This window comes from Blautia sp. SC05B48 (assembly GCF_005848555.1).
GTDB lineage: Bacteria > Bacillota > Clostridia > Lachnospirales > Lachnospiraceae > Blautia_A.
In genome coordinates, this window is the sequence record NZ_CP040518.1 from 3,495,959 (window position 1) to 3,516,505 (window position 20,547).

The window sequence follows — 20,547 nt, forward strand, 5'->3', positions numbered from 1 at the left end:
ATGGATACTATAATCCCAAAATAAAACCATTTTTTTGATAAATTTTATTGCTTTTCCCACTTTCCAAATTCCTACTATTATGGTATTATTTTTTCGGAAAATAATTATTTCCAGAGAGGAGCAACGATTATGAAAATTTTGTTTTATGACACCAAGAGCTACGATAGGGATTTTTTTGAGAAGCTGCTTCCATCTTATCCAGGTATTGAAATTAAATTCATTGAAGCAAATATCCATGAAGAAACCGCAGCTCTTGCCCACGGCTACGATGCCATCTGTGCATTTGTAAATGCAGATCTCGGCGCACCGGTCATTGAGGAGCTTCACCGCCAGGGTGTAAAACTGATCCTGATGCGCTGTGCCGGATACAATAATGTTGATCTGGAAACTACAGCAAAATGTGGGATCCAGGTGGCACGTGTTCCCGGTTATTCTCCGGAAGCAGTTGCCGAACACGCCATGGCACTGGCCCTTACCGCCAACCGGCACACCCATAAGGCATATATCAAATGCCGTGAAAATAACTTTGCACTGAACGGTCTCATGGGCGTTAACTTTTATCAGAAAACTGCCGGCATCATCGGCACCGGAAAAATCGGTCAGGCAATGGCAAAAATCTGTCGCGGCTTTGGCATGAAAGTAATTGCTTATGATCTTTTCCCTAATAAAAATCTTGACTTTCTGGAGTATGTTTCACTGGACGAACTCCTTTCCACCAGTGATCTGATCAGTCTGCACTGTCCGATGACTCCGGAAACAGAGCATCTGATCAACTCCGAAACTATTGCAAAAATGAAAGATGGTGTGATCCTTGTAAATACCTCCAGAGGTGGACTGATCAAAACAGATGATCTGATCGCAGGTATCCGTGATCACAAATTCTTCGCTGTTGGTCTGGATGTTTACGAAGAAGAATCCGCATATGTATATGAAGACATGTCAAGCAGCATTCTTCCTACTTCCACGATCCAGCGTCTTCTGTCCTTCCCAAATGTGACCATGACCTCACATCAGGGATTCTTTACGGTAGAAGCACTGACCAATATTGCGGAGACAACCCTGGAAAACGCAAAAGCTTTTATGGATGGAGCTGAAATGAAGAATCTGGTCCACTGATCATTCTCAGCCCTGACACGCAAAATCCCCCGGATACTGATCGTTTATCTGTATCCGGGGGTCTTATTTTGTTCTTTTGGTTTTAATAGATCTCGTCAAAAGACTGTCCGTCATCGTCTGTGTAATAAATGCGCTTTGCATCCTGAGTAAAGATCAGCTTCTGTTTCCCTGCATCATCAAGGCTGCACTGCTGATAGGTGACACCCTCCTCTACCGGAAGCATACTGTCTGCATTATCATAGTCTGCAGCAGTCAGATTGGAGGGTACATGGCCATACTCATAAATGTACTGGGCCACTTCATCTTTATCTGTATAAGTGCCATTTTCATCCAGTTTCTTTTTGCTCTGCGAGTCTGCTGCATCCGATGAAGCGGCCCCATCTGTATCTCCTGATCCTGCAGCACCTTCAGAATCCTGCAGCTGCTCCAGGTCGCTTTCATCAGCTACTGCCATCTCACCATCACCATTCTGGTCCATGGCTTCCACTTCATCCTCACTCAGAGGTTCCAGGTCATCCTGAAAAGCGGATTCGTCATATTTTTCCTTATTTTTGCAGCCTCCCAGCATAACCGCCACCCCGGCAATCACCAGAATAAAATATCTGAACTTTTTCATGGATCAATCTCCTTTCATGGAATATCGTTCTCGTAAAAGTGAAATTTCTCTTTTCCATCCTTCATCATCATTTGGTGTCTCCAGAATAAAGGGGATTCCCTCAAGAGCCGGATGGCACACCACATTCACAAGTGCATCCAGGCCGATCTGACCTTCGCCGATCTTTGCATGACGATCCTTATGACTGCCCAGTCCATTTATACTGTCGTTAAGATGAACAGCCTTCAATCTGGAAAGGCCGATCACCTGGTCAAACTCATCAAGAACACCATCCAGATCATGGACAATGTCATAACCGCCATCCCATACATGACAGGTATCCAGACAAACACCCAGTTTATTATTTTTTTCCACCCTGTCAATGATATCACGAAGCTCCTGAAATGTTGCTCCTACTTCCGAACCCTTGCCGGACATGGTTTCCAGAAGGACGATCGTACTCTGTTCTTCTGTAAGGACATCATTGAGGATTTCCGAAATTTTGGCAATTCCCGTCTCAGTTCCCTGTCCTACATGACTGCCCGGGTGAAAATTATAATAATTTCCCGGCGTATATTCCATGCGTTTCAGATCATCTGCCATAATCTCTCTTGCAAAATCTCTCAGATTTTCTTTTGCGGCACAGGCATTCATGGTATACGGTGCATGTGCCACCAGCTTTCCAAAATGATTTTCCCCGGAAAGCTTCAGAAATCTTTCCACATCTACGGGATCGATCTCTTTTGCCTTGCCTCCTCTGGGATTGCGGGTAAAAAAAGCGAACGTATTTCCGCCGTTTTTCAGCATCTGACGTCCCATGGCGGCATAGCCTTTGGACGAACTTGTATGATTTCCGATATATAATACCATGTCAGCACCATCTCCCTGTAGTTTATATTTCTGCCTTCTGGCTTAACTATTATATCAAAAACTTCTTTTTCTGAAAAGTCCGCGATTCTTTCTTTACAATACTTACCATTCTTTCTATAATAAAGATATCTTTACATATGAAGGAGAAAAAGAATGGCAAACGACAATCGAAGGCGGCCGCCTCATGGCCATGATCCGGAGCAGGCACGCAGGGAAGCCGCCAGAGCACGAGAAACACGTCAGAAGCAATCTGGTTCTGCATCCCGAAATTCCCGTTCACATTTCACTGGGACTCGCAGGAATGACATCAGCAAAAAATCCAGATATTACCAGGTACGCCGTCAGAAAATGTTTCTTGCAGCTGGCGGGATCCTGATCATACTTATTCTTGTGATCATTTTTTCCGCACGTGCATGCATTTCTTCCCGTAAAGCTGCAGAAGCCGCCGCACTGCAGAAGGCACAGGAAGAGGAGGCCGCAAAAAAGGCAAAAGAAGAAGCTGCTGCTGTGAAAGATCCCGTTTCACTGACGCTCAGTGTAGTCGGTGACTGCACGTTGGGTACCGATGAGACCTTTGATTATGACACAAGTCTGAACGCATACTACGACAACAACGGCAAAGATTATTTCTTTAAAAATGTAAAAAGCATCTTTGAGGCAGATGACCTGACAATTGCCAATTTTGAAGGAACCCTCACCGATTCCGATGCCAGAGAAGATAAAACCTTTGCATTTAAAGCGCCTGCCGAATATGCTCAGATACTCACCAGCGGTTCCGTTGAAGCCGTAAACACCGCAAACAATCACAGCCATGATTACGGAGAGCAAAGCTACACGGATACTCTGACTGCTCTGGACAATGCAAACATTACACACTTCGGTTATGATGATACTGCAGTTATGGATATCAAAGGGGTCAAAGTTGGTCTTGTCGGAATTTATGAGCTGAACGACCACCTTGGACGTGAACAGCAGCTGAAAGATAACATCGCAAAGGTCAAAACAGATGGAGCAGAACTCATTGTTGTGATCTTCCACTGGGGCAATGAGACCGAAACAGTTCCTGATACCAATCAGATGACACTTGGCCGCCTTGCTATCGATGAAGGTGCAGATCTGGTATGCGGCCATCATCCGCATGTACTCCAGGGAATCGAAACCTATAAAGGAAAAAACATCGTCTACAGTCTTGGTAATTTCTGCTTTGGAGGAAACAGCTCTCCAAGTGATATGGACACCATGATCTTCCAGCAGACCTTCACTATCACCTCAGAAGGCGTACAGGCTGATAACGTGACCAATATCATTCCCTGCTCTATTTCTTCCGCAGATGGCTACAACAACTACCAGCCAACTCCTGCATCCGGAGATGAGGCATCCAGGATCAAATCCAAGATAGAGGAACGCAGTGCTGCAATTCCGGCCGCGGATTCTTCATCCGCTACATCGGAAGGCTCTGACAGTGAAGAATAAATAGAATAACCCAAAAATAATATCCCAACAGATCCTGTGATAATGCATGTTTCCATGCTGCGATCCGTTGGGATATTATTTATATAAAAAGTAATTTTAGATCTTATTCGATCATCATGGCATCTCCAAAACTGAAGAAACGATATCTTTCCTTCACAGCTTCCTCGTAAGCAGCCATAATATGTTCTTTTCCGGCAAGGGCTGAAACCAACATCAGAAGCGTGGACTCCGGCAGATGGAAATTGGTGATCAGTCCATCGATAGCTTTGAATTTATAACCAGGATAGATAAAGATCTCTGTCCATCCGCTTCCGGCCTTCACGATTCCGTCCTCTCCGGTTGCTGACTCCAGGGTACGGCAGCTGGTAGTTCCCACAGAAATCACCCTTCCACCGTTTTTCTTTGTGTCATTGATCAATTTTGCCTGATCTTCTTCCACAATATAAAACTCCGAGTGCATGTGGTGCTTTTCTACATCATCTACCTTTACCGGGCGGAAGGTTCCGAGACCTACATGTAAAGTTACATGTGCAATATTCACACCCTTCTCCTTTACCTTCTCAAGAAGCTCCGGCGTGAAGTGAAGTCCTGCGGTAGGTGCGGCAGCAGATCCCTCATTCTTTGCATATACAGTCTGATAACGGTTCTTATCCTTCAGCTTGTGGGTAATATACGGCGGCAGCGGCATTTCTCCCAACTGATCCAGGATTTCTTCGAAAATCCCCTCATAATGGAACTGGATCAAGCGGTTTCCCTCATCTACAATATCAATGATCTCACCCTTCAGGATACCGTCACCAAAAGTGATCTTTGCACCGGGACGTGCTTTTTTTCCCGGCTTTACAAGACACTCCCAGATATCATTTTCGCGGCGTTTCAGAAGCAGGATCTCGATCAGTGCTCCAGTTTCTTCCTTGTGACCATAAAGACGTGCCGGGATAACCTTGGTATCATTGATCACAAGGCAGTCTCCCTTATGCAGGTAATCCAGTATATCGGTAAAATGACGATGTTCAATACTTCCATCTTTCAGGGACAGATGCATCAGTCTGGAAGAGCTTCTGTCCTCCAGCGGATCCTGAGCGATCAGTTCCTGCGGCAGATCATAATAAAAATCTGATGTTTTCATAATTATTTTTCCACTTCCTCTTTCCACTGTTTGCGAAGCCTGCGGACCTCGTTCCACTCTTTGTTGGTCAGATCAGCCTTTGGTAAAAGATCCGGCCTCCATTTGGCTGTACGGATGATAGACTGCTCTCTTCTCCATTTATCCACATTGGCATGATGTCCGGAAAGCAGCACCTCCGGAACCTTTTTTCCATGCCATTCCTCCGGGCGGCTGTACTGGGGATACTCCAGAAGATTCCCGGAAAAGGATTCCGTCTCACCGGATTCCTGATTATTCAGAACACCTGGTACCATTCTGGAAATAGAATCCATCATGACCATAGCTGGAAGTTCTCCACCGGTAAGTACATAATCACCAATGGAAACATAGTCTGTTACGATTTCTTCCAGAACACGCTCATCAATTCCCTCATAATGACCACAGAGGAAAACCAGGTCTTCTTCAAGGGCAAACTCTTTTGCCATATCCTGATTGAAGGTTTTTCCCTGAGGAGTCAGAAAGATCACGCGGGGTTTCCTTCCAATACGTTCTGCAATGGATTCATAAGACAGATATACCGGCTCTGCCTGCATCAGCATTCCGGCTCCGCCGCCATAAGGATAATCATCTACCTTCTGGTGCTTATTGAATGCAAAATCCCGTATATTAATCGCTTCCAGTGATAACAGTCCCTTTGTAATGGCACGGCCTGTAATACTTGTGTTCATTCCGTTCTCGATCATTTCCGGAAACAATGTAAGTACATGATAATTCATTTAAACAAGCCCTTTCATCAAATGTACAGTCATGGTATTTTTTTCAACATCCACATCAAGAACACAGTCATGTATCGCAGGAAACAGAATTTCCTCGCCATCCACACGATCTACAATATAAACATCATTAGCACCGGTCTCCATCACATCACGGAGCACTCCGAATTTCTCCCCATTCTCCAGAAGTACTTCCATTCCGATGAGATCCGCCACATAATATTCGTCCTCGCCAAGCTCCTGTGCCTCTTCACGTGGGATCCAAAGCTCACGGCCCTTGTACATTTCAATATCATTGATGTTGTCAATGCCTTCAAACTTCAGGATCGCAAGATTTTTAAAAAACTTTACATTCTGAATATTCAGTCTGCGAAGCTCTTTTCCTGTATCCAGAAGCACATATTCAATATCAAGAAAACGCTCTGCGTCGTCCGTTGTTGGAAAAACTTTTACTTCACCACGGACGCCATGGGTCGTTGTAATAACTCCTACCTTTAATAAATCTTCCATTTTTGCTCCTTTTCAGAGTAAAAACAGGAGCCATGGAATCCACAGCTCCTGTCTCTTTTTCATTGCAGAATATCTACAATCACTTTTTTGCTGCTTTTTGAAGAAGCCGCTTTCACAACAGTACGGATTGCCTTGGCAATTCTGCCCTGTCTTCCGATAACCTTACCCATATCGGCTGGTCCGACCTTCAGTTCAACAACGATCGCGTCGTCTTTTTCAGTCTCAGTAACGACTACTTCATCCGGATTTTCAACAAGAGATTTTGCAATTACTTCTACAAGTTGTTTCATTACATACCTCCTTGCTCCTGCCTCATTGAGGTCACAGATCCAAATCTGTCAGGTATTATTTCTCGATTCCGGCAAGTTTAAGAAGCTTAGCAACTACCTCTGTAGGCTGAGCACCAGCTGCAAGCCATTTTTTAGCTGCCTCTTCATCGATTTTGTATACGCTTGGGTCAAGATTCGGATCATATGTTCCGATCTCTGCGATACATCTTCCGTCACGTTTGCAGCGGGAATCTGCTACTACGATTCTATAGAAAGGTGCTTTCTTCTGTCCCATTCTTCTTAATCTGATCTTAACTGCCATTTTTGTTTTCCTCCAATTATCTTTCTGAAAATTTATTGTTATTTATTAAAAGGGAAGCTTAAAGCCGCCTCTTTTTCCCATGTTCATCTTGCCGCCTGTTAATCCCGGCATCTGTTTCATCATCTTCTTGCTCTGCTCAAACTGCTTCACAAGACGATTTACTTCTGTAATATCCACTCCGGCACCTCTGGCGATGCGGTTCTTGCGTGAAATGTTCAGAATGTTTGGGTTACTTCTCTCCTGAGGTGTCATGGAAAGAATGATAGACTTGGTACGGTCCATAGCCTTCTCATCGATCATACCCTCGATGTCCTTCATCTTGCCACCCATTCCGGGAAGCATATTCAGGATACTGGAAATACCACCCATCTTGTTCATCTGCTCCATGCTGGTAAGATAATCATTGAAGTCGAAGTCCATTTTTTTCAGCTTCTTCTGCATCTCCTGAGCCTGTTCCTGATCCACAGATGCTTCCACCTTTTCGATCAGACTCATTACATCGCCCATTCCAAGGATTCTGGAAGCCATACGCTCCGGATAGAACTGTTCCAGATCTGAAAGCTTCTCTCCCATACCAACATAGAAGATTGGTTTGCCGGTCACGGCTTTAATGGAAAGCGCAGCGCCGCCTCGTGTATCACCGTCCATCTTAGTCAGGATCACACCGTCAATGCCAACTTTATCAGAAAAATTCTGCGCCACATTTACCGCATCCTGTCCTGTCATGGCATCAACTACAAGCACTGTAGCATCTACATTCACATTCGCTTTGATATTCTCAAGCTCCTGCATCATATCCTCATCAATGTGAAGACGTCCTGCCGTATCGATGAGCACAACATTCTGCTGATTGGATTTCGCATGCTCGATAGCTGCTTTTGCAATATCCACGGGATTCTGCTTATCTCCCATGGAAAAGACCTCGACGCCCTGTTTCTCACCGTTTACCTGCAGCTGTGTGATCGCTGCCGGACGGTAAACATCACAGGCCACAAGCAGTGGTCTCTTTCCCTTGGATTTCAGTTTGCCTGCCAGCTTGGCAACCGTCGTTGTCTTACCTGCACCCTGAAGACCAACCATCATAAGAACGGTAAGATCCATTCCCGGTTTGATCGGAAGCTCTGTTGTCTCACTTCCCATCAGGTTGACCAGCTCATCATTTACGATCTTGATCACCATCTGTCCCGGATTCAGACCATTCATAACATCCTGTCCGATAGCCTTTTCCTGAACGGATTTTGTAAACTGCTTAACGACCTTAAAGTTAACATCCGCCTCCAGAAGCGCCATCTTAACTTCCTTCAGTGCCACCTTGACATCAGCCTCCGTGAGACGGCCCTTGCCCTTCAGTTTCTTAAATACATTCTGCAGTTTATCTGTTAAACTCTCAAATGCCATTGATCATAACTCCTCTAATATCACATTGGAAATCGCCGCAATATCTTCGGCGTGGTACTTGTCAGCCAGTTCATGGATCTTTATGACCTGACTGCGGATGTTCAGGAATTTCTCGACCAGATGAAGCTTCTCTTCATATTCTTCCAACGTCCGATTGCACCGTCTGATCATATCATGTACACCCTGTCTGCTGATGCCAAGTTCCTCAGCAACCTCACTTAAGGAATAGTCCTCAAATACCACACTGGTGTACACCTGCCGCTGCCTCTCTGTCAGAAGCTCTCCATAAAAATCAAATAAAAATGTCTGCTCTACAAATTTCTCCATCTGTAATCACCTTGGCTATCATACACGATTCCATCATACCTGTCAAGGGTTTTTGCTTTACAAATTTATTTTTTTCTGAATTTCACAAAAAAAGGCCGAAAAAGCACTTTTCTGTTGGGTTTTGCAGGCTTTTCCGACCTTTGTTATTCTATTTACTTCTTATTAATAGGCCTTATGCTTCGATCAAAACATTTCCTTTGTCATTTTATCGATTTCCTGATCCACTGCCTCATATACACCCGGGATACACGAGAAATTCAGGCCATGGGTGGTGCATGGAATAAAATAAAGCTTACCACAGTCTCTGCAAAGCTGATCTGTTGACTCTTCGATCATTTCCTGATTCCAGTCAAAGCGATCTACCTTACCGTTGTCGATACCACCCATAAATGTGATATCTTTTCCATATTCTTTGATCAGCTTCGGAAGATCATTAACTGACATACAGCCCTGCCCTTTTTTCCGCACTTGTTTTGCCACACCCCAATATAAATGACTTGTTTCTGCACTTGTTTTTTCCTTATGATTCCATTATACTGTAAATCAAAAGAATCACAATTCCACATAATATGGCTATTATTCCTGTTTTTTCCTACAAAATATAGGAAGGAGGATTTTCCTTGAAACTCAGTGCAAAACTCATCTGCTATCATTTACAGAAATCTTTTACCCTGCATACATCCAGGCTGGATACATTCCCCGCCCTTTCCTGCCCTTCCTGCTTTGAAAAGAACACTTCTCTTCAGGATGGACGTGTTTACCTTATCACAGATCCGGATTTTCAGCTCACTTTTCATCATCCTAAAAATATTCTGTTCCTGATGATTGGAAAAATCTATCAGAACTACGAATTAACTCAGCCAAACATATGTATCATCCCTGAAGATATTCCGGTCAATATTGTCTTTAACAGGCTTCAGGATATTTTTATCCTCTATGATCAGTGGAATCAGTCCCTGATGGATTCCCGTCTTCAGAACGCTTCTATCCAGGATCTTCTGAATCTTACAGCTTCCGTTATTCCTAATCCAATAATGCTGATCGGTATGGATTTTACTATCATTGCCTCCAGAGACTGGAATCTAAGTGATCTTTCCAATTCTGTTTTGGGTTCCACTGAAAATTCCTGGGCCATTGTGGACAGCCTGAAGCAGGATCCTCATTACGAAGAGGCTTTTTATAAAACCGGATATTTTTATTATCCGGGAAATGGCCTTACTGCTCCTTCTCTTTGCGTAAATATCTCCAATAATGATAAAGCAGTATACAGGCTGATGTTTTCCGAAGGTGAGGTTCCCCTGGATGATACGTTTGGTTTTGTTCTGGAGTACCTTTCCCAGATGGTATCCCATGCACTTTCCACAGGTATCATGCACAGCCGGGATAAAGCTTTTCCTCTTCATCAGATTTTTATGTCCATTCTGACAGATCCCGGAGCTGATTATGTAAAAATCAGTCAGCAGCTGACAAATGCGGGATGGCTTTCTTCCCATATGTATCAATGCATCCTGATCCAGACCGGACTGATCGACCAGAAAAATCTGACCCTTAATGCCATCTGTAACTATCTGGAAAATACAATTCCCGCCACCTGTGCCACGGAGCACAAAGGCAATGCTGTGCTTTTTATCAATCTGGATCTCTGCACTCTGACTATCCATGAGATTTCCGATAAGATCGAGGGCTTTATCAAAAGCAGCATGTTAAGCGCCGGATACAGCCGGAAGATGCTTGGACATTTTAATTTCCACCGGCAATACACGCAGGCTTCTGTTACCCTGCAGGTTGGAAAACGCAAAAATCCCGCAGAAAGTATCCACTATTTTGACTCCATCGCTCTGCCCTATATTCTGGAACAGGCAACCAAAAAGCTTCCTGCTTACATGATCTGTCACGAAAAGCTTCTGTCAATGAAATATAAGGATGAGGCAAAGCAATCTCATCTCTATGAAACACTGCGTTGTTTTCTGGAGCACAACCAGAACATTTCTCATACTGCCAGCGCTTTATTTATCCACAGAAGTACTCTTCTTTATCGTCTGGATAAGATCAAAGCTTTTCTGGATTCAGATCTTACAGACAGAAACGAGATCCTGTATCTGCTGCTTTCTTTTCATCTGATGGATATGGAAGAAGAAAACCGGAATGCAAGATCATAAAAAACGGAAACTCTCTTAAATATTTAGCGTTTTCCCAGCTGCCAAAATGCAACTGCACTGGCTGCCGCCACATTCAGTGAATCCACACCGTGTGCCATTGGAATACATACCGTATAATCACAGTCCGCAATGGTCTCCGAAGCAAGGCCATCCCCCTCTGTTCCAAGAACTACTGCCAGTTTTTCTTCTGCCATCAAATGAGGATCATCAATATCAAAGGAATCCTCCCTAAGAGCCATGGCTGCCGTCTTAAATCCCATCGCTTTCAGAGACCGGATTCCTTCCGTTTTCCACTCTGTTTTTTCATCAAAAAAAGTCCATGGTATCTGGAATACGGTTCCCATGCTGACACGGATCGCACGGCGGTACAATGGATTGCTGCACCCCGGTGTCAGCAGCACCGCATCCATCCCAAGAGCCGCCGCAGAACGAAAGATCGCGCCTATATTAGTAGGATTTACCACATTTTCCAGAACTGCGATCCTGCGGGCATTTTTGCATACATCGACTATATCAGGCATCGCCGGCCGACGCATGGCACAGAGCATTCCTCTTGTCAGCTTGAATCCGGTCAGCTGCGTCAGCACATCAAATTCTGCCGTATAAACCGGAATGTCTCCACAACGACGGATCAGTTCTTTTGCCTCGCCCTCAACATGTTTATGTTCCACCAGAAAAGAAATCGGCTGGCACCCAGAATCCAACGCTCTCTCAATAACCTTCGGACTCTCCGCAATAAAAATCCCCTTCTCCGGTTCTGCCCGGTTCAAAAGCTGTATTTCCGAGATCCTGGCATATACATCCAGCTCCGGAGCGTTAAAATCTGTGATTTCTATGATGTTTGACATGATCATTTTCTCCTGTTCTGTCTTCTTGTTTTCATCCTGCTATTGTAACAGAATCTCTTTGCAAAAGAAAGCCAGGTGTTATATGTTTTCACCTGGCTTTGCTACTACTTGTAAAACAATTTATTTATATTCAGATCCTCACTTCCATCCACCGGATCATATCCCCAATCACTTCATCTTTACAATACTCATTCAGGATCTCATGAAAAAGTCCGCCGTAAATCTTCATCTGCTTGTCTTTTGATCCTGCTTCTTTAAAGAAATCATAGGTATCCTGTACACTTACCAGACCATCTTTCTCGCCGTGTGTCATAAGGACCGGATAATGGAACTCTGCTTTTTTCTCTTTGAACCAGTCAAGTCCGTCACAGATCGCATAGCATAGACCAGCTGTAAAGGACTGTTTATTGTATGGATCTTTTCCATACCAGTCTACTACTTCCTGTACAGAGCATACACCTGAACCCAGCTGATTAGTAAGGCGTGTATGTACATCCATTCCTCCCGGCACACCACGTATCAGATTGCCGTTATCTGCGGTCAGCGCACCACTGGTAATAATCCCCCGGAGCTTTTTGTCCGGATATTTGGCTCCGTACAGAGAAACTGTAAAGCCTCCCATGCTGTGTCCAAGAAGAAATACCGGGATATCCGGATTTTCTTCAATTGCCATATCCACAACTACGTTGGTGTCGTCCAGAAGCTCATTGAAATCTGAATAAAAAGTCTCTTCACCCTCAGACCGTCCATGTCCTCTGTGATCAAAGCGATAGGTTCCGATTCCCGCCTCATGAAGTTTTTCCGCAAAATAATCGTACCTGCCCTGGTGCTCACAGAGTCCGTGGACAATTACGATCACAGCTTTATTGTCTGCTGCTGTTTCTTTTTTCAGATACAGTTTCATTCCGTCAAACGATGTGATCATACTTTCACCCATAATAAAACCCTCCCTTTTCTTTCTGCGAGATACATATCCCCATTATATGTCTCACGCTATCTGATAGGTTTATCATATCATGAAATCTGTATTTTGATAACCCTTATTTGTAATTATCAGCAATTATATGTTTTTTACAAAAAGTAATAAAAAATAAAGGGTTGACATATTTTGTTTTCTGAACTATAATCATCTCAGTACAACGAGGTACCTCTTAAAGGTATCTCGTTTTTTTGTTATATATAGTTTATTTAAGAATATTACCCAAGGAGGAATCTCGATGGTAAACTTCTACCTTATGCCAAAAAAGGAAAATATCCGTGGTAGGAAATAAAAAAGAAGAGGCTGTCAATAATCAGCCCCTTCTTTTTCATTTCTTATTCTACTTCTTCCGGCTCCATGCTGAGCATATGGCCTTCCTGATTTCCAATATCATATTTCTGTCCGTATTCCTTGAAATACTGGTAGTAGTCCGCATTGTTTGTGGGATAGATCTTGGAATCGTGAATATGAAGATCAGATCCTGTCTCTCCGCTCTTCATAAGTGCCACCATAGCACTTGCACAGTGAGTTGCGATACGACAGAAACTGTTGAGGATATCACTAAATACCGTTCCCTCTTCCAGTCCGCATTTGCCTTGGCTCAGTCGCTCTGCATGACGCATCTTCAGTACATCACAAAGTCCTGTGATCACAGCTCCGAGAGGTGCTACTCTCTGTGCCATTTCTTTATCGTCTTTCATGAAAGCATTGCAGGTTATATTGATATCCTCACGAACTGCCTCCATAACAACATTCAGCTCATCCCAGGCTTCCTGTGAAAAATTCGTATGGTTATCATGCATTTCATTGGACATATGAGCAATGTAAGAAGCATGATCACCGATACGCTCAAAGTCATTGATCGTATGCAGATACAGTGAAGTCTGTCTTGTCTGTGCAGAATTCATCTCTCTCTTTGTCAGCTGGATCAGATACTCTCCTAGACGACTTTCATACTTGTCGATCAGATCCTCTTTTCGCTGAACCTTATCATACTTATCCTGCTGATAATCATTCAGAAGATTCATGGCTCTGTTGACATTCTTACGGAGCTTCTTGGACATTCCGTTCATTACACGGTGACACTGTGCGATAGCAAGGGCCGGGTAATTCAGAAGACGCTCTTCCAGAAGATCAAAGTCTGCCTCATCTTCCAGATCCTCTTTATTATCCTTCACAAGCCAGCATACCAGTTTCTCAATCTTCGGGATAAACGGGAACAGCACGATAACGGTTGCCAGACGGAAGACTGTGTTCAAAAGAGCGATTGCTACCGGTGTCATGGTCATATCCATAAATGTAAAATGTACAAATGCATTTGCCGTATAGAAGATCACAGACCAGAGGATCAGACCAAAGAGGTCATTGATCAGATATACAAGAGCAGTTCTTTTACCATTTTTATTGGCTCCAATCGCAGAAATCAGGACCGGACATGCAGCACCGACACCGATACCAAGAACGATCGGGAACGCACTTGCAAACGTCAGGATACCGGTTACAGACAGAGCCTGAAGCACACCGACCGTTGCAGATGCACTCTGCAGTACCGCAGTAAAAGCAATACCTACAAGAATACCTGCGATCGGATTGGAAAACATAGTCAGCATCTTGATGAACATCGGACTCTCACGCAATGGAGATACCGCACCACTCATCATCTGCATACCTGTCATCAGGATTGCAAAACCAAGCATGATATTTCCCACGTTCTTATGTAAGGTACGCTTACAGAACATACGGAAAATAATACCAACTACAGCCACAACAGCAGAAATCGTTGCTGTGGAAAGAACGCTGGCGATTCCATTGGATCCTTCAATATAAGAAAGACATAAGATCCAGCCAGTAATACTGGTTCCGATATTGGCTCCCATGATGATACCGATCGCCTGTTTCAGTTTCATCATACCGGAGTTTACAAAACCGATCACCATAACTGTCGTCGCAGAAGACGACTGGATCACACTGGTAACACCAGTACCAAGTGCGACACCCTTCAGCGGAGTATTGGTCATCTTATAAAGAAATGCTTCCAGCTTATTACCTGCTGCCAGCTTCAGACCATCGCCCATTAGGGACATACCAAACAAAAATAATGATACTCCACACAACAAAGATAAGATCATTGAAAAAATTGCCATAATTTTCTCCTTTGTCATACTCGCTTCCTGTCATAATCTGTCAGGAGCCATGTTATCCTGAAAATGCAACTTTACATTTCCTTAATCTGGATTTTTCTTATTTTTAACATTTTCCCATTTATTATGCCACATCAATTTCCATATTACAACAACAGATTTATTTCGAAAATAAAAAAAATCGAAGGCAGCGGATCATCTTCCAAAACTCTGCCTTCGTAATGAGTATTTTTGAGTGATTTTTCACAAAATTTTCTATTTTTCCAGGCGCATCAGCATATCATCCAAAATATCTTCCAAATACCCGCCCGTTGTTTTTTCCCCATCTTTTTTTATCTGGAGCATCGCTTCCAAATCTTCATCGGACAGACAGATGATCAGTTTTCCGCTTTCCCGGAGGCTTCCCCGTGCGGCCATTTTCGCATTTTTATCCGCTCCTTTTCTGGAAATAATGATCGCAACTTTACGGAGAGCTTTTTCGTACAGATATTTTTCTGTAGTGTAGATTTCCCTCTGGGTAATAGGCTTTTCATAGTTTTTAAACTCAAACACGATATACTTCGTAGAAAAATACTTACAGATCGTGTCAAAAAAATCCTGTGTTACCCCGTTTTTGATCTTACAGCACATGTCAAAGCGATACAGATTTTCTTCTGTTGTCTTCTGCTGCTCCCACAAAGTCAGATATTCTCCAAGGATATATTTCAGGATAGAAACACAAAGTTCCTCATATTTCTTGAAAGCTGCACTACCAGTCTCCAGCGCTTTTAACTGCGCTATATAGCTGTCAACAACAGATTCCGGATCCGTATTCTCCACCTGGCTGATTTTCTCAAAAATAAAAGGCTCCGGTCTCTCCGGTTCTATGTTTTCCACCGAATAATTCAGGATTGAGATCAGTTCATTCTTCAGTTCCGGATAGTCCTCAAAGAGCCACAGCACATTTCGGATGTCCCAGACATATCCAAGCTTCGCCTCTTCGTACTTTCTCTTGGTCTCATCAGAGATTAGATTCGCCACTACACAGATATTTTGTAATGGCAGATCCTTTTTCTGATCTGACACTGCTTTTCCAGCCAGACGGCTATAACTCTGCAGCCGGTTAAGTGTAGCGATTTCTTTAGAATCACTGTACATTCTGGTCACAAAAACCCATTTCTCATCGCTTTGGAAAGAACCTCCTTTATATGTAAGGAATTCTTCAAAAAGCTGCTTAAAGCGGGCCGTATTTTCCCAGTTTTTCATTTGTACATCACCCTCTGAATTTATATAGGGTTCTGCGCAGAGATTGCGAACAATCTGTTCTGTCACTTTTATGTTCGGCGCATATATCAGGCTTCTGTACATCCGGCTTTTGTTTGGCACAGAACGTGGAAAATCTTCCGGAAATCCCTTTAATCTGGCTATTTCTTTGTGTGTGATCTTATGATAGACGCCATGGATACGGATCAGCGGCATTTTTCTCAGATTCAGACGAACCTGCCCGGATTCCCGATAACCGCCTTTTTCCCAACACAAAACGCTGTCGCCGGCATGCGAAGCATCGATCTTCTCTTTCGCAAAATCAATCCTGTAATACCAGGAATCCTGTGGATTCATTTCCACCCAGCCATCCAACAGGTTACTGCTCTTATGGAACTGCACCGGCATGACCATATCCGAAGTATTCACTCTTTTTAAAACAATATATGCAAATTCTTCCCGCAGCGGAAATGCAGTAACCTCCGAACTCTGGATATTTTTATGCGTGATATGGTATCCATATTCTTGTAGCTGAAAAATGTGTTCCTTTATGAACCCTTTCCATAATTGCTTTTTCATAACAAAAAGAATGACCGGCGGCCGTCTTCTTTGCACCAGGGCCCAACTACGAAACACCTCTTCTTCTTTCGACTGCGTCAGATCAAAAGCCCAGACATTACTGTCCGGAACTGTGGCAGGATCTATGGAAGAAAGGCTGCATACAGTTACATTTTGACTTATATTTTCTTGATAGATCTCTGTCACTTTCCTGTCCGGCTCATATGCTTTCAAAATCTCATAACCGGCATTTTTAAAACCCAGAGTCAGTGCACCGATACCGGCATTAAAGATCACTACTGTATTCTTCATATGTTTTTTCCTATCTTATTTTTTGTACTGTAACAGCAGCTCCAAAAGCTTATCACTGTTGATTAGTTTGTTATAATTGATCCCCACAAGCCAGGATATTTCCTGTACATTTCTGTAAAGACTCCGGATAATCTTTCTCCTTTATCTGCTCCATGGCTGTCCGAGTGCTCTGGTTTCAGTGCAATCTCCTCTCTGGCACTACCGGCATAAGCATGTACCCGTCACCCCTTCTTAATATTCCCTGAAAAGCAAAATAATTTCGCAGCATCATATGTTTATATGATACCATGAAACTATTTTTGCGTAAAGATTTTATAAAAAAGCCTCAGAGTATTTTCGCATATACATACTCTGAGGCTTTCTCTATAATCAATATATATTTTTTACTCCACTGTCACGCTCTTCGCCAGATTTCGTGGTTTATCCACGTCCAGTCCTTTGGCTACGCTTACGTAGTAGCCCAGAAGCTGAAGCGGGATCACTGCCAGGGATGTTGCAAAGTGCGGGTCTGTTTTCGGGATGTAGACGGTGAAGTCTGCGGTATCCTCGATATTGTAATTGCCAAATGTGGTCAGGCCCATAAGGTAGGCGCCACGGCTCTTGCACTCAACCATATTGCTGACTGTTTTTTCGTAGAGATCCGGCTGGGTCAGCACACCGATCACAAGAGTTCCGTCTTCGATCAGGGAGATAGTTCCATGTTTCAGCTCTCCTGCCGCATAGGCTTCAGAGTGGATGTAGCTGATCTCTTTCATCTTCAGGCTGCCCTCCAGGCTGATGGCGTAATCAATTCCTCTTCCTACAAAGAAAGCATCTTTTACATTTGCCTGTTTGGAGGCAAACCACTGGATACGCTCCTTATCTTCCAGGATCTTACAGATCTTATCCGGAAGTGTCTGCAATTCACTGATATAATTACTGTAGGCTTCTTCTGTGATCGTCCCTCTTACCATTGCAAACTGGATCGCCAGTGTATAAGCTGCGATCAACTGTGTGCTGTACGCCTTGGTAGTAGCTACAGAAATCTCCGGTCCGGCCAGAGTATAAAATACATTATCAGCCTCACGTGCTATGGAAGATCCCACTACATTAACGATTCCCAGTGTATGAATACCATTTTCCTTGCATTTACGAAGTGCTGCAAGGCTGTCTGCTGTTTCACCGGACTGGCTGATGATCACTGCAAGGCTGTTGGTGTTAAGGGCCATTTTTCGGTAACGGAATTCGGAAGCGAGTTCTACCCTTACCGGGATCTGTGCAAGATCCTCGATCACATACTGTGCTGCCATTCCTACGTGATAAGCGGAGCCGCAGGCTATGATATAGATCTGCTGGATGTTCCGGATGCTTTCTTCTTCCAGGCCAACTTCGCTGAGGTCGATCTTTCCATCCTTGAGCACGGAATTCAACGTATCCAGCACTGCCTTTGGCTGTTCATGGATCTCTTTCATCATGAAATGCTCATATCCGGCTTTTTCTGCTACTTCTGCATCCCATTCAATGGTTTTCAGCTCTTTCTCGATCTCATCTCCATCAAGATTGTAGAAGGTGACTTCGCCTTTTTTCACACGCGCCATCTCCAAATTGCCGATATAATATACATTGCGGGTGTATTTCAGGATCGCCGGTACGTCAGAAGCGATAAAGGATTCATCTTCTGCCACTCCAAGGATCATGGGGCTGTCTTTTCTGGCTACATATATTTCACCCGGATAATCCTTGAACATGATCGCAAGGGCATAGGAACCACGGATACGCACCATGGAATGTGTGATGGCATCCACCGGTGTTCCCTCATATTTCTTGTAATAATAGTCAATCAGTTTGACTGCTACCTCGGTATCGGTCTCAGAATAGAAAGTATATCCTTTACGGGTGAGCTTATTTTTCAGTTCCTGATAGTTCTCAATGATGCCGTTGTGGACTGCTACGATATTACCATCGTCTGTCATATGAGGATGTGCATTGTTCTCAGAGGGTTCACCATGAGTTGCCCATCTGGTATGGCCGATACCACAGGTTCCCGGTACTGTCTCTCCGCCGTTTGTCTTTTCTGACAGAACTTTCAGTCTTCCCTTGGCTTTGATCACTTCAGTCTCGCCCTCTCCGTCACGTACGGCGATTCCAGCGGAATCATATCCTCTGTATTCCAGCTTGGAGAGTCCATCTAAAAGGATCGGAGCTGCCTGGTGTCTACCTGTAAATCCTACAATTCCACACATATTTATCTGTCCTTTCTGTCTATGCAGGTATTTTCGCAAAAGACCGGGCTGTTACATCATATGCAACAGTCCGGTCAGAAGTTTCAGTTATTGCAATATAACATGTCCTACAGTATAGCACGTACCACTCTCGGTTTGCAACCCGCTTTTTCCAAAGCTGCAACGATCTGATTCTTATGATCTGTTCCGAAAGCTTCCATGGTGATCCGAAGTTCTACGGCTGCATTTCGGTTCGTACTTACAAACTGGTTATGATCCAGTTTGATAACATTACCCTGATTTTCAGCGATCACACTTGCAACACGTACCAGTTCACCTGGCTTATCCGGGATAAGTACGGATACGGTAAAGATACGGTCACGCTGGATCAGTCCGTGCTGTACAACAGATGACATGGTGATCACATCCATATTTCCACCACTTAAGATGGAAACGATCTTCTTATTTTTTACATCCAGATGACGGAGAGCTGCTACGGTAAGAAGTCCTGAGTTCTCTACGATCATCTTGTGGTTTTCTACCATATCCAAAAAAGCCACGATCAGCTCATCATCATCGATGGTAATGATATCGTCCAGATTTTCCTGGATATATGGGAAGATATTTTTTCCCGGAGTCTGTACTGCAGTACCATCTGCGATAGTATTTACGTGAGGAAGCGTTACGACCTCCCCCTTCTCCAGGGATGCTTTCATACATGCCGCGCCTGCCGGCTCAACACCGATGACTTTGATGTGCGGGTTCAGAAGCTTCGCAAGTGTGGAGACACCTGTAGCAAGTCCGCCCCCTCCGATCGGTACCAGTATGTAATCTACAAGAGGAAGTTCCTGCACGATCTCCATGGCGATGGTTCCCTGACCGGTTGCTACTGCCGGATCATCAAAAGGATGGATAAAAGTATAGCCTTTTTCCTCTGCAAGGGCAAGTGCATGTGCACAGGCTTCGTCATATACGTCTCCGTGAAGAATAACCTCCGCACCGTAACTCTTGGTACGCTCCACCTTGATCAGTGGTGTAGTAGTTGGCATGACAATGACTGCTTTTACTCCATATTTGTGTGCAGCATAAGCAACACCCTGGGCATGATTTCCTGCAGATGCCGTGATCAGACCTTTATTTCTCTCTTCATCAGAAAGTGTGCTGATCTTGTAATATGCACCACGCACCTTATATGCACCGGTACGCTGCATATTCTCTGGTTTCAGATAAACCTTGTTTCCTGTCATATCCGAGAAATAACTGCTGTATATCAGCTTTGTTTCCTGTGTCACTTCTTTTACTTTTGCTGCCGCTTCCTCAAAGCTTTCTAATGTAAGCATTTGTAT

At 43.9% G+C, this 20,547-nt stretch carries 19 protein-coding genes; 3 read left to right on the plus strand and 16 right to left on the minus strand.

Annotation, left to right across the window (positions count from 1 at the left end; all coding sequences use genetic code 11):
* Positions 1 to 129: 129 nt before the first annotated feature.
* Positions 130 to 1,116, plus strand: coding sequence for a 2-hydroxyacid dehydrogenase (locus tag EYS05_RS16340; RefSeq protein ID WP_110104269.1), 987 nt, complete (start codon positions 130 to 132; stop codon positions 1,114 to 1,116).
* An 82-nt stretch (positions 1,117 to 1,198) separates the two neighbouring features.
* Here EYS05_RS16340 and EYS05_RS16345 read toward each other — a convergent pair whose 3' ends face one another.
* Complete coding sequence (locus EYS05_RS16345; RefSeq protein ID WP_118624836.1) at positions 1,199 to 1,732, minus strand: ribonuclease domain-containing protein; 534 nt, start codon at positions 1,730 to 1,732, stop codon at positions 1,199 to 1,201.
* Between the two features lie 3 nt (positions 1,733 to 1,735).
* On the minus strand, positions 1,736 to 2,581 hold the full coding sequence (locus EYS05_RS16350) for a deoxyribonuclease IV (RefSeq protein ID WP_110104267.1): 846 nt from the start codon (positions 2,579 to 2,581) through the stop codon (positions 1,736 to 1,738).
* 348 nt (positions 2,582 to 2,929) lie between these two features.
* Here EYS05_RS16350 and EYS05_RS16355 point away from each other — a divergent pair, with 348 nt between their 5' ends.
* Positions 2,930 to 4,054 carry a CapA family protein gene (locus EYS05_RS16355; protein WP_442858076.1) on the plus strand — a complete coding sequence of 375 codons (1,125 nt, stop codon included), beginning with the start codon at positions 2,930 to 2,932 and terminating at the stop codon, positions 4,052 to 4,054.
* A gap of 103 nt (positions 4,055 to 4,157) precedes the next feature.
* Here EYS05_RS16355 and queA read toward each other — a convergent pair whose 3' ends face one another.
* The 8 genes from queA to EYS05_RS16395 all read right to left on the minus strand — a co-directional run bounded on the left by queA (position 4,158) and on the right by EYS05_RS16395 (position 9,205).
* A complete protein-coding gene (gene queA, locus EYS05_RS16360; protein WP_129974522.1) occupies positions 4,158 to 5,183 on the minus strand; it encodes a tRNA preQ1(34) S-adenosylmethionine ribosyltransferase-isomerase QueA in 1,026 nt (341 codons plus the stop codon).
* 2 nt (positions 5,184 to 5,185) lie between these two features.
* Entirely contained in the window at positions 5,186 to 5,938 is a 753-nt protein-coding gene (gene trmD, locus EYS05_RS16365) for a tRNA (guanosine(37)-N1)-methyltransferase TrmD (RefSeq protein ID WP_015525216.1), read from the minus strand.
* A complete protein-coding gene (rimM, locus tag EYS05_RS16370; RefSeq protein WP_138277565.1) occupies positions 5,939 to 6,445 on the minus strand; it encodes a ribosome maturation factor RimM in 507 nt (168 codons plus the stop codon). It lies immediately after the preceding gene.
* A gap of 59 nt (positions 6,446 to 6,504) precedes the next feature.
* Complete coding sequence (locus EYS05_RS16375; protein ID WP_015525219.1) at positions 6,505 to 6,735, minus strand: KH domain-containing protein; 231 nt, start codon at positions 6,733 to 6,735, stop codon at positions 6,505 to 6,507.
* 55 nt (positions 6,736 to 6,790) lie between these two features.
* Positions 6,791 to 7,036 (minus strand): 30S ribosomal protein S16, encoded by a 246-nt coding sequence (gene rpsP, locus EYS05_RS16380; protein WP_015525220.1) that lies wholly within the window; start codon positions 7,034 to 7,036, stop codon positions 6,791 to 6,793.
* Between the two features lie 45 nt (positions 7,037 to 7,081).
* Entirely contained in the window at positions 7,082 to 8,434 is a 1,353-nt protein-coding gene (ffh, locus tag EYS05_RS16385) for a signal recognition particle protein (RefSeq protein WP_118369243.1), read from the minus strand.
* Between the two features lie 3 nt (positions 8,435 to 8,437).
* The gene (gene ylxM / locus EYS05_RS16390) at positions 8,438 to 8,761 is read right to left on the minus strand and encodes a YlxM family DNA-binding protein (RefSeq protein WP_015525222.1); all 324 of its coding nucleotides are present in this window, start codon (positions 8,759 to 8,761) and stop codon (positions 8,438 to 8,440) included.
* 183 nt (positions 8,762 to 8,944) lie between these two features.
* Entirely contained in the window at positions 8,945 to 9,205 is a 261-nt protein-coding gene (locus EYS05_RS16395; protein ID WP_138277566.1) for a hypothetical protein, read from the minus strand.
* A 176-nt stretch (positions 9,206 to 9,381) separates the two neighbouring features.
* Here EYS05_RS16395 and EYS05_RS16400 point away from each other — a divergent pair, with 176 nt between their 5' ends.
* The gene (locus EYS05_RS16400; protein WP_138277567.1) at positions 9,382 to 10,920 is read left to right on the plus strand and encodes a PucR family transcriptional regulator; all 1,539 of its coding nucleotides are present in this window, start codon (positions 9,382 to 9,384) and stop codon (positions 10,918 to 10,920) included.
* A gap of 23 nt (positions 10,921 to 10,943) precedes the next feature.
* On the opposite strand, the gene EYS05_RS16405 is transcribed toward EYS05_RS16400, so the two are convergent.
* The 6 genes from EYS05_RS16405 to ilvA all read right to left on the minus strand — a co-directional run bounded on the left by EYS05_RS16405 (position 10,944) and on the right by ilvA (position 20,541).
* Positions 10,944 to 11,768 carry a TrmH family RNA methyltransferase gene (locus EYS05_RS16405; protein ID WP_138277568.1) on the minus strand — a complete coding sequence of 275 codons (825 nt, stop codon included), beginning with the start codon at positions 11,766 to 11,768 and terminating at the stop codon, positions 10,944 to 10,946.
* A gap of 130 nt (positions 11,769 to 11,898) precedes the next feature.
* Positions 11,899 to 12,705, minus strand: a complete 807-nt coding sequence (locus EYS05_RS16410; RefSeq protein ID WP_138277569.1) for an alpha/beta hydrolase — start codon at positions 12,703 to 12,705, stop codon at positions 11,899 to 11,901.
* A 377-nt stretch (positions 12,706 to 13,082) separates the two neighbouring features.
* The gene (locus EYS05_RS16415; protein WP_138277570.1) at positions 13,083 to 14,891 is read right to left on the minus strand and encodes a Na/Pi cotransporter family protein; all 1,809 of its coding nucleotides are present in this window, start codon (positions 14,889 to 14,891) and stop codon (positions 13,083 to 13,085) included.
* Positions 14,892 to 15,143: 252 nt separating this feature from the next.
* Positions 15,144 to 17,000 carry a DNA cytosine methyltransferase gene (locus EYS05_RS16420; RefSeq protein WP_138277571.1) on the minus strand — a complete coding sequence of 619 codons (1,857 nt, stop codon included), beginning with the start codon at positions 16,998 to 17,000 and terminating at the stop codon, positions 15,144 to 15,146.
* A 383-nt stretch (positions 17,001 to 17,383) separates the two neighbouring features.
* A complete protein-coding gene (gene glmS / locus EYS05_RS16425) occupies positions 17,384 to 19,222 on the minus strand; it encodes a glutamine--fructose-6-phosphate transaminase (isomerizing) (protein ID WP_138277572.1) in 1,839 nt (612 codons plus the stop codon).
* Between the two features lie 107 nt (positions 19,223 to 19,329).
* The gene (gene ilvA / locus EYS05_RS16430; protein ID WP_015525229.1) at positions 19,330 to 20,541 is read right to left on the minus strand and encodes a threonine ammonia-lyase; all 1,212 of its coding nucleotides are present in this window, start codon (positions 20,539 to 20,541) and stop codon (positions 19,330 to 19,332) included.
* Positions 20,542 to 20,547 lie beyond the last annotated feature (6 nt).

Excerpts from the sequence above, each read along its gene's own strand:
- EYS05_RS16340 (WP_110104269.1), top strand. The coding sequence starts at position 130 with ATGAAAATTTTGTTTTATGACACCAAGAGCTACGATAGGGATTTTTTT.
- EYS05_RS16345 (WP_118624836.1), bottom strand. The coding sequence starts at position 1,732 with ATGAAAAAGTTCAGATATTTTATTCTGGTGATTGCCGGGGTGGCGGTT.
- EYS05_RS16350 (WP_110104267.1), bottom strand. The coding sequence starts at position 2,581 with ATGGTATTATATATCGGAAATCATACAAGTTCGTCCAAAGGCTATGCC.
- EYS05_RS16355 (WP_442858076.1), top strand. The coding sequence starts at position 2,930 with ATGTTTCTTGCAGCTGGCGGGATCCTGATCATACTTATTCTTGTGATC.
- queA (WP_129974522.1), bottom strand. The coding sequence starts at position 5,183 with ATGAAAACATCAGATTTTTATTATGATCTGCCGCAGGAACTGATCGCT.
- trmD (WP_015525216.1), bottom strand. The coding sequence starts at position 5,938 with ATGAATTATCATGTACTTACATTGTTTCCGGAAATGATCGAGAACGGA.
- rimM (WP_138277565.1), bottom strand. The coding sequence starts at position 6,445 with ATGGAAGATTTATTAAAGGTAGGAGTTATTACAACGACCCATGGCGTC.
- EYS05_RS16375 (WP_015525219.1), bottom strand. The coding sequence starts at position 6,735 with ATGAAACAACTTGTAGAAGTAATTGCAAAATCTCTTGTTGAAAATCCG.
- rpsP (WP_015525220.1), bottom strand. The coding sequence starts at position 7,036 with ATGGCAGTTAAGATCAGATTAAGAAGAATGGGACAGAAGAAAGCACCT.
- ffh (WP_118369243.1), bottom strand. The coding sequence starts at position 8,434 with ATGGCATTTGAGAGTTTAACAGATAAACTGCAGAATGTATTTAAGAAA.
- ylxM (WP_015525222.1), bottom strand. The coding sequence starts at position 8,761 with ATGGAGAAATTTGTAGAGCAGACATTTTTATTTGATTTTTATGGAGAG.
- EYS05_RS16395 (WP_138277566.1), bottom strand. The coding sequence starts at position 9,205 with ATGTCAGTTAATGATCTTCCGAAGCTGATCAAAGAATATGGAAAAGAT.
- EYS05_RS16405 (WP_138277568.1), bottom strand. The coding sequence starts at position 11,768 with ATGTCAAACATCATAGAAATCACAGATTTTAACGCTCCGGAGCTGGAT.
- EYS05_RS16410 (WP_138277569.1), bottom strand. The coding sequence starts at position 12,705 with ATGGGTGAAAGTATGATCACATCGTTTGACGGAATGAAACTGTATCTG.
- EYS05_RS16415 (WP_138277570.1), bottom strand. The coding sequence starts at position 14,891 with ATGGCAATTTTTTCAATGATCTTATCTTTGTTGTGTGGAGTATCATTA.
- EYS05_RS16420 (WP_138277571.1), bottom strand. The coding sequence starts at position 17,000 with ATGAAGAATACAGTAGTGATCTTTAATGCCGGTATCGGTGCACTGACT.
- glmS (WP_138277572.1), bottom strand. The coding sequence starts at position 19,222 with ATGTGTGGAATTGTAGGATTTACAGGTAGACACCAGGCAGCTCCGATC.
- ilvA (WP_015525229.1), bottom strand. The coding sequence starts at position 20,541 with ATGCTTACATTAGAAAGCTTTGAGGAAGCGGCAGCAAAAGTAAAAGAA.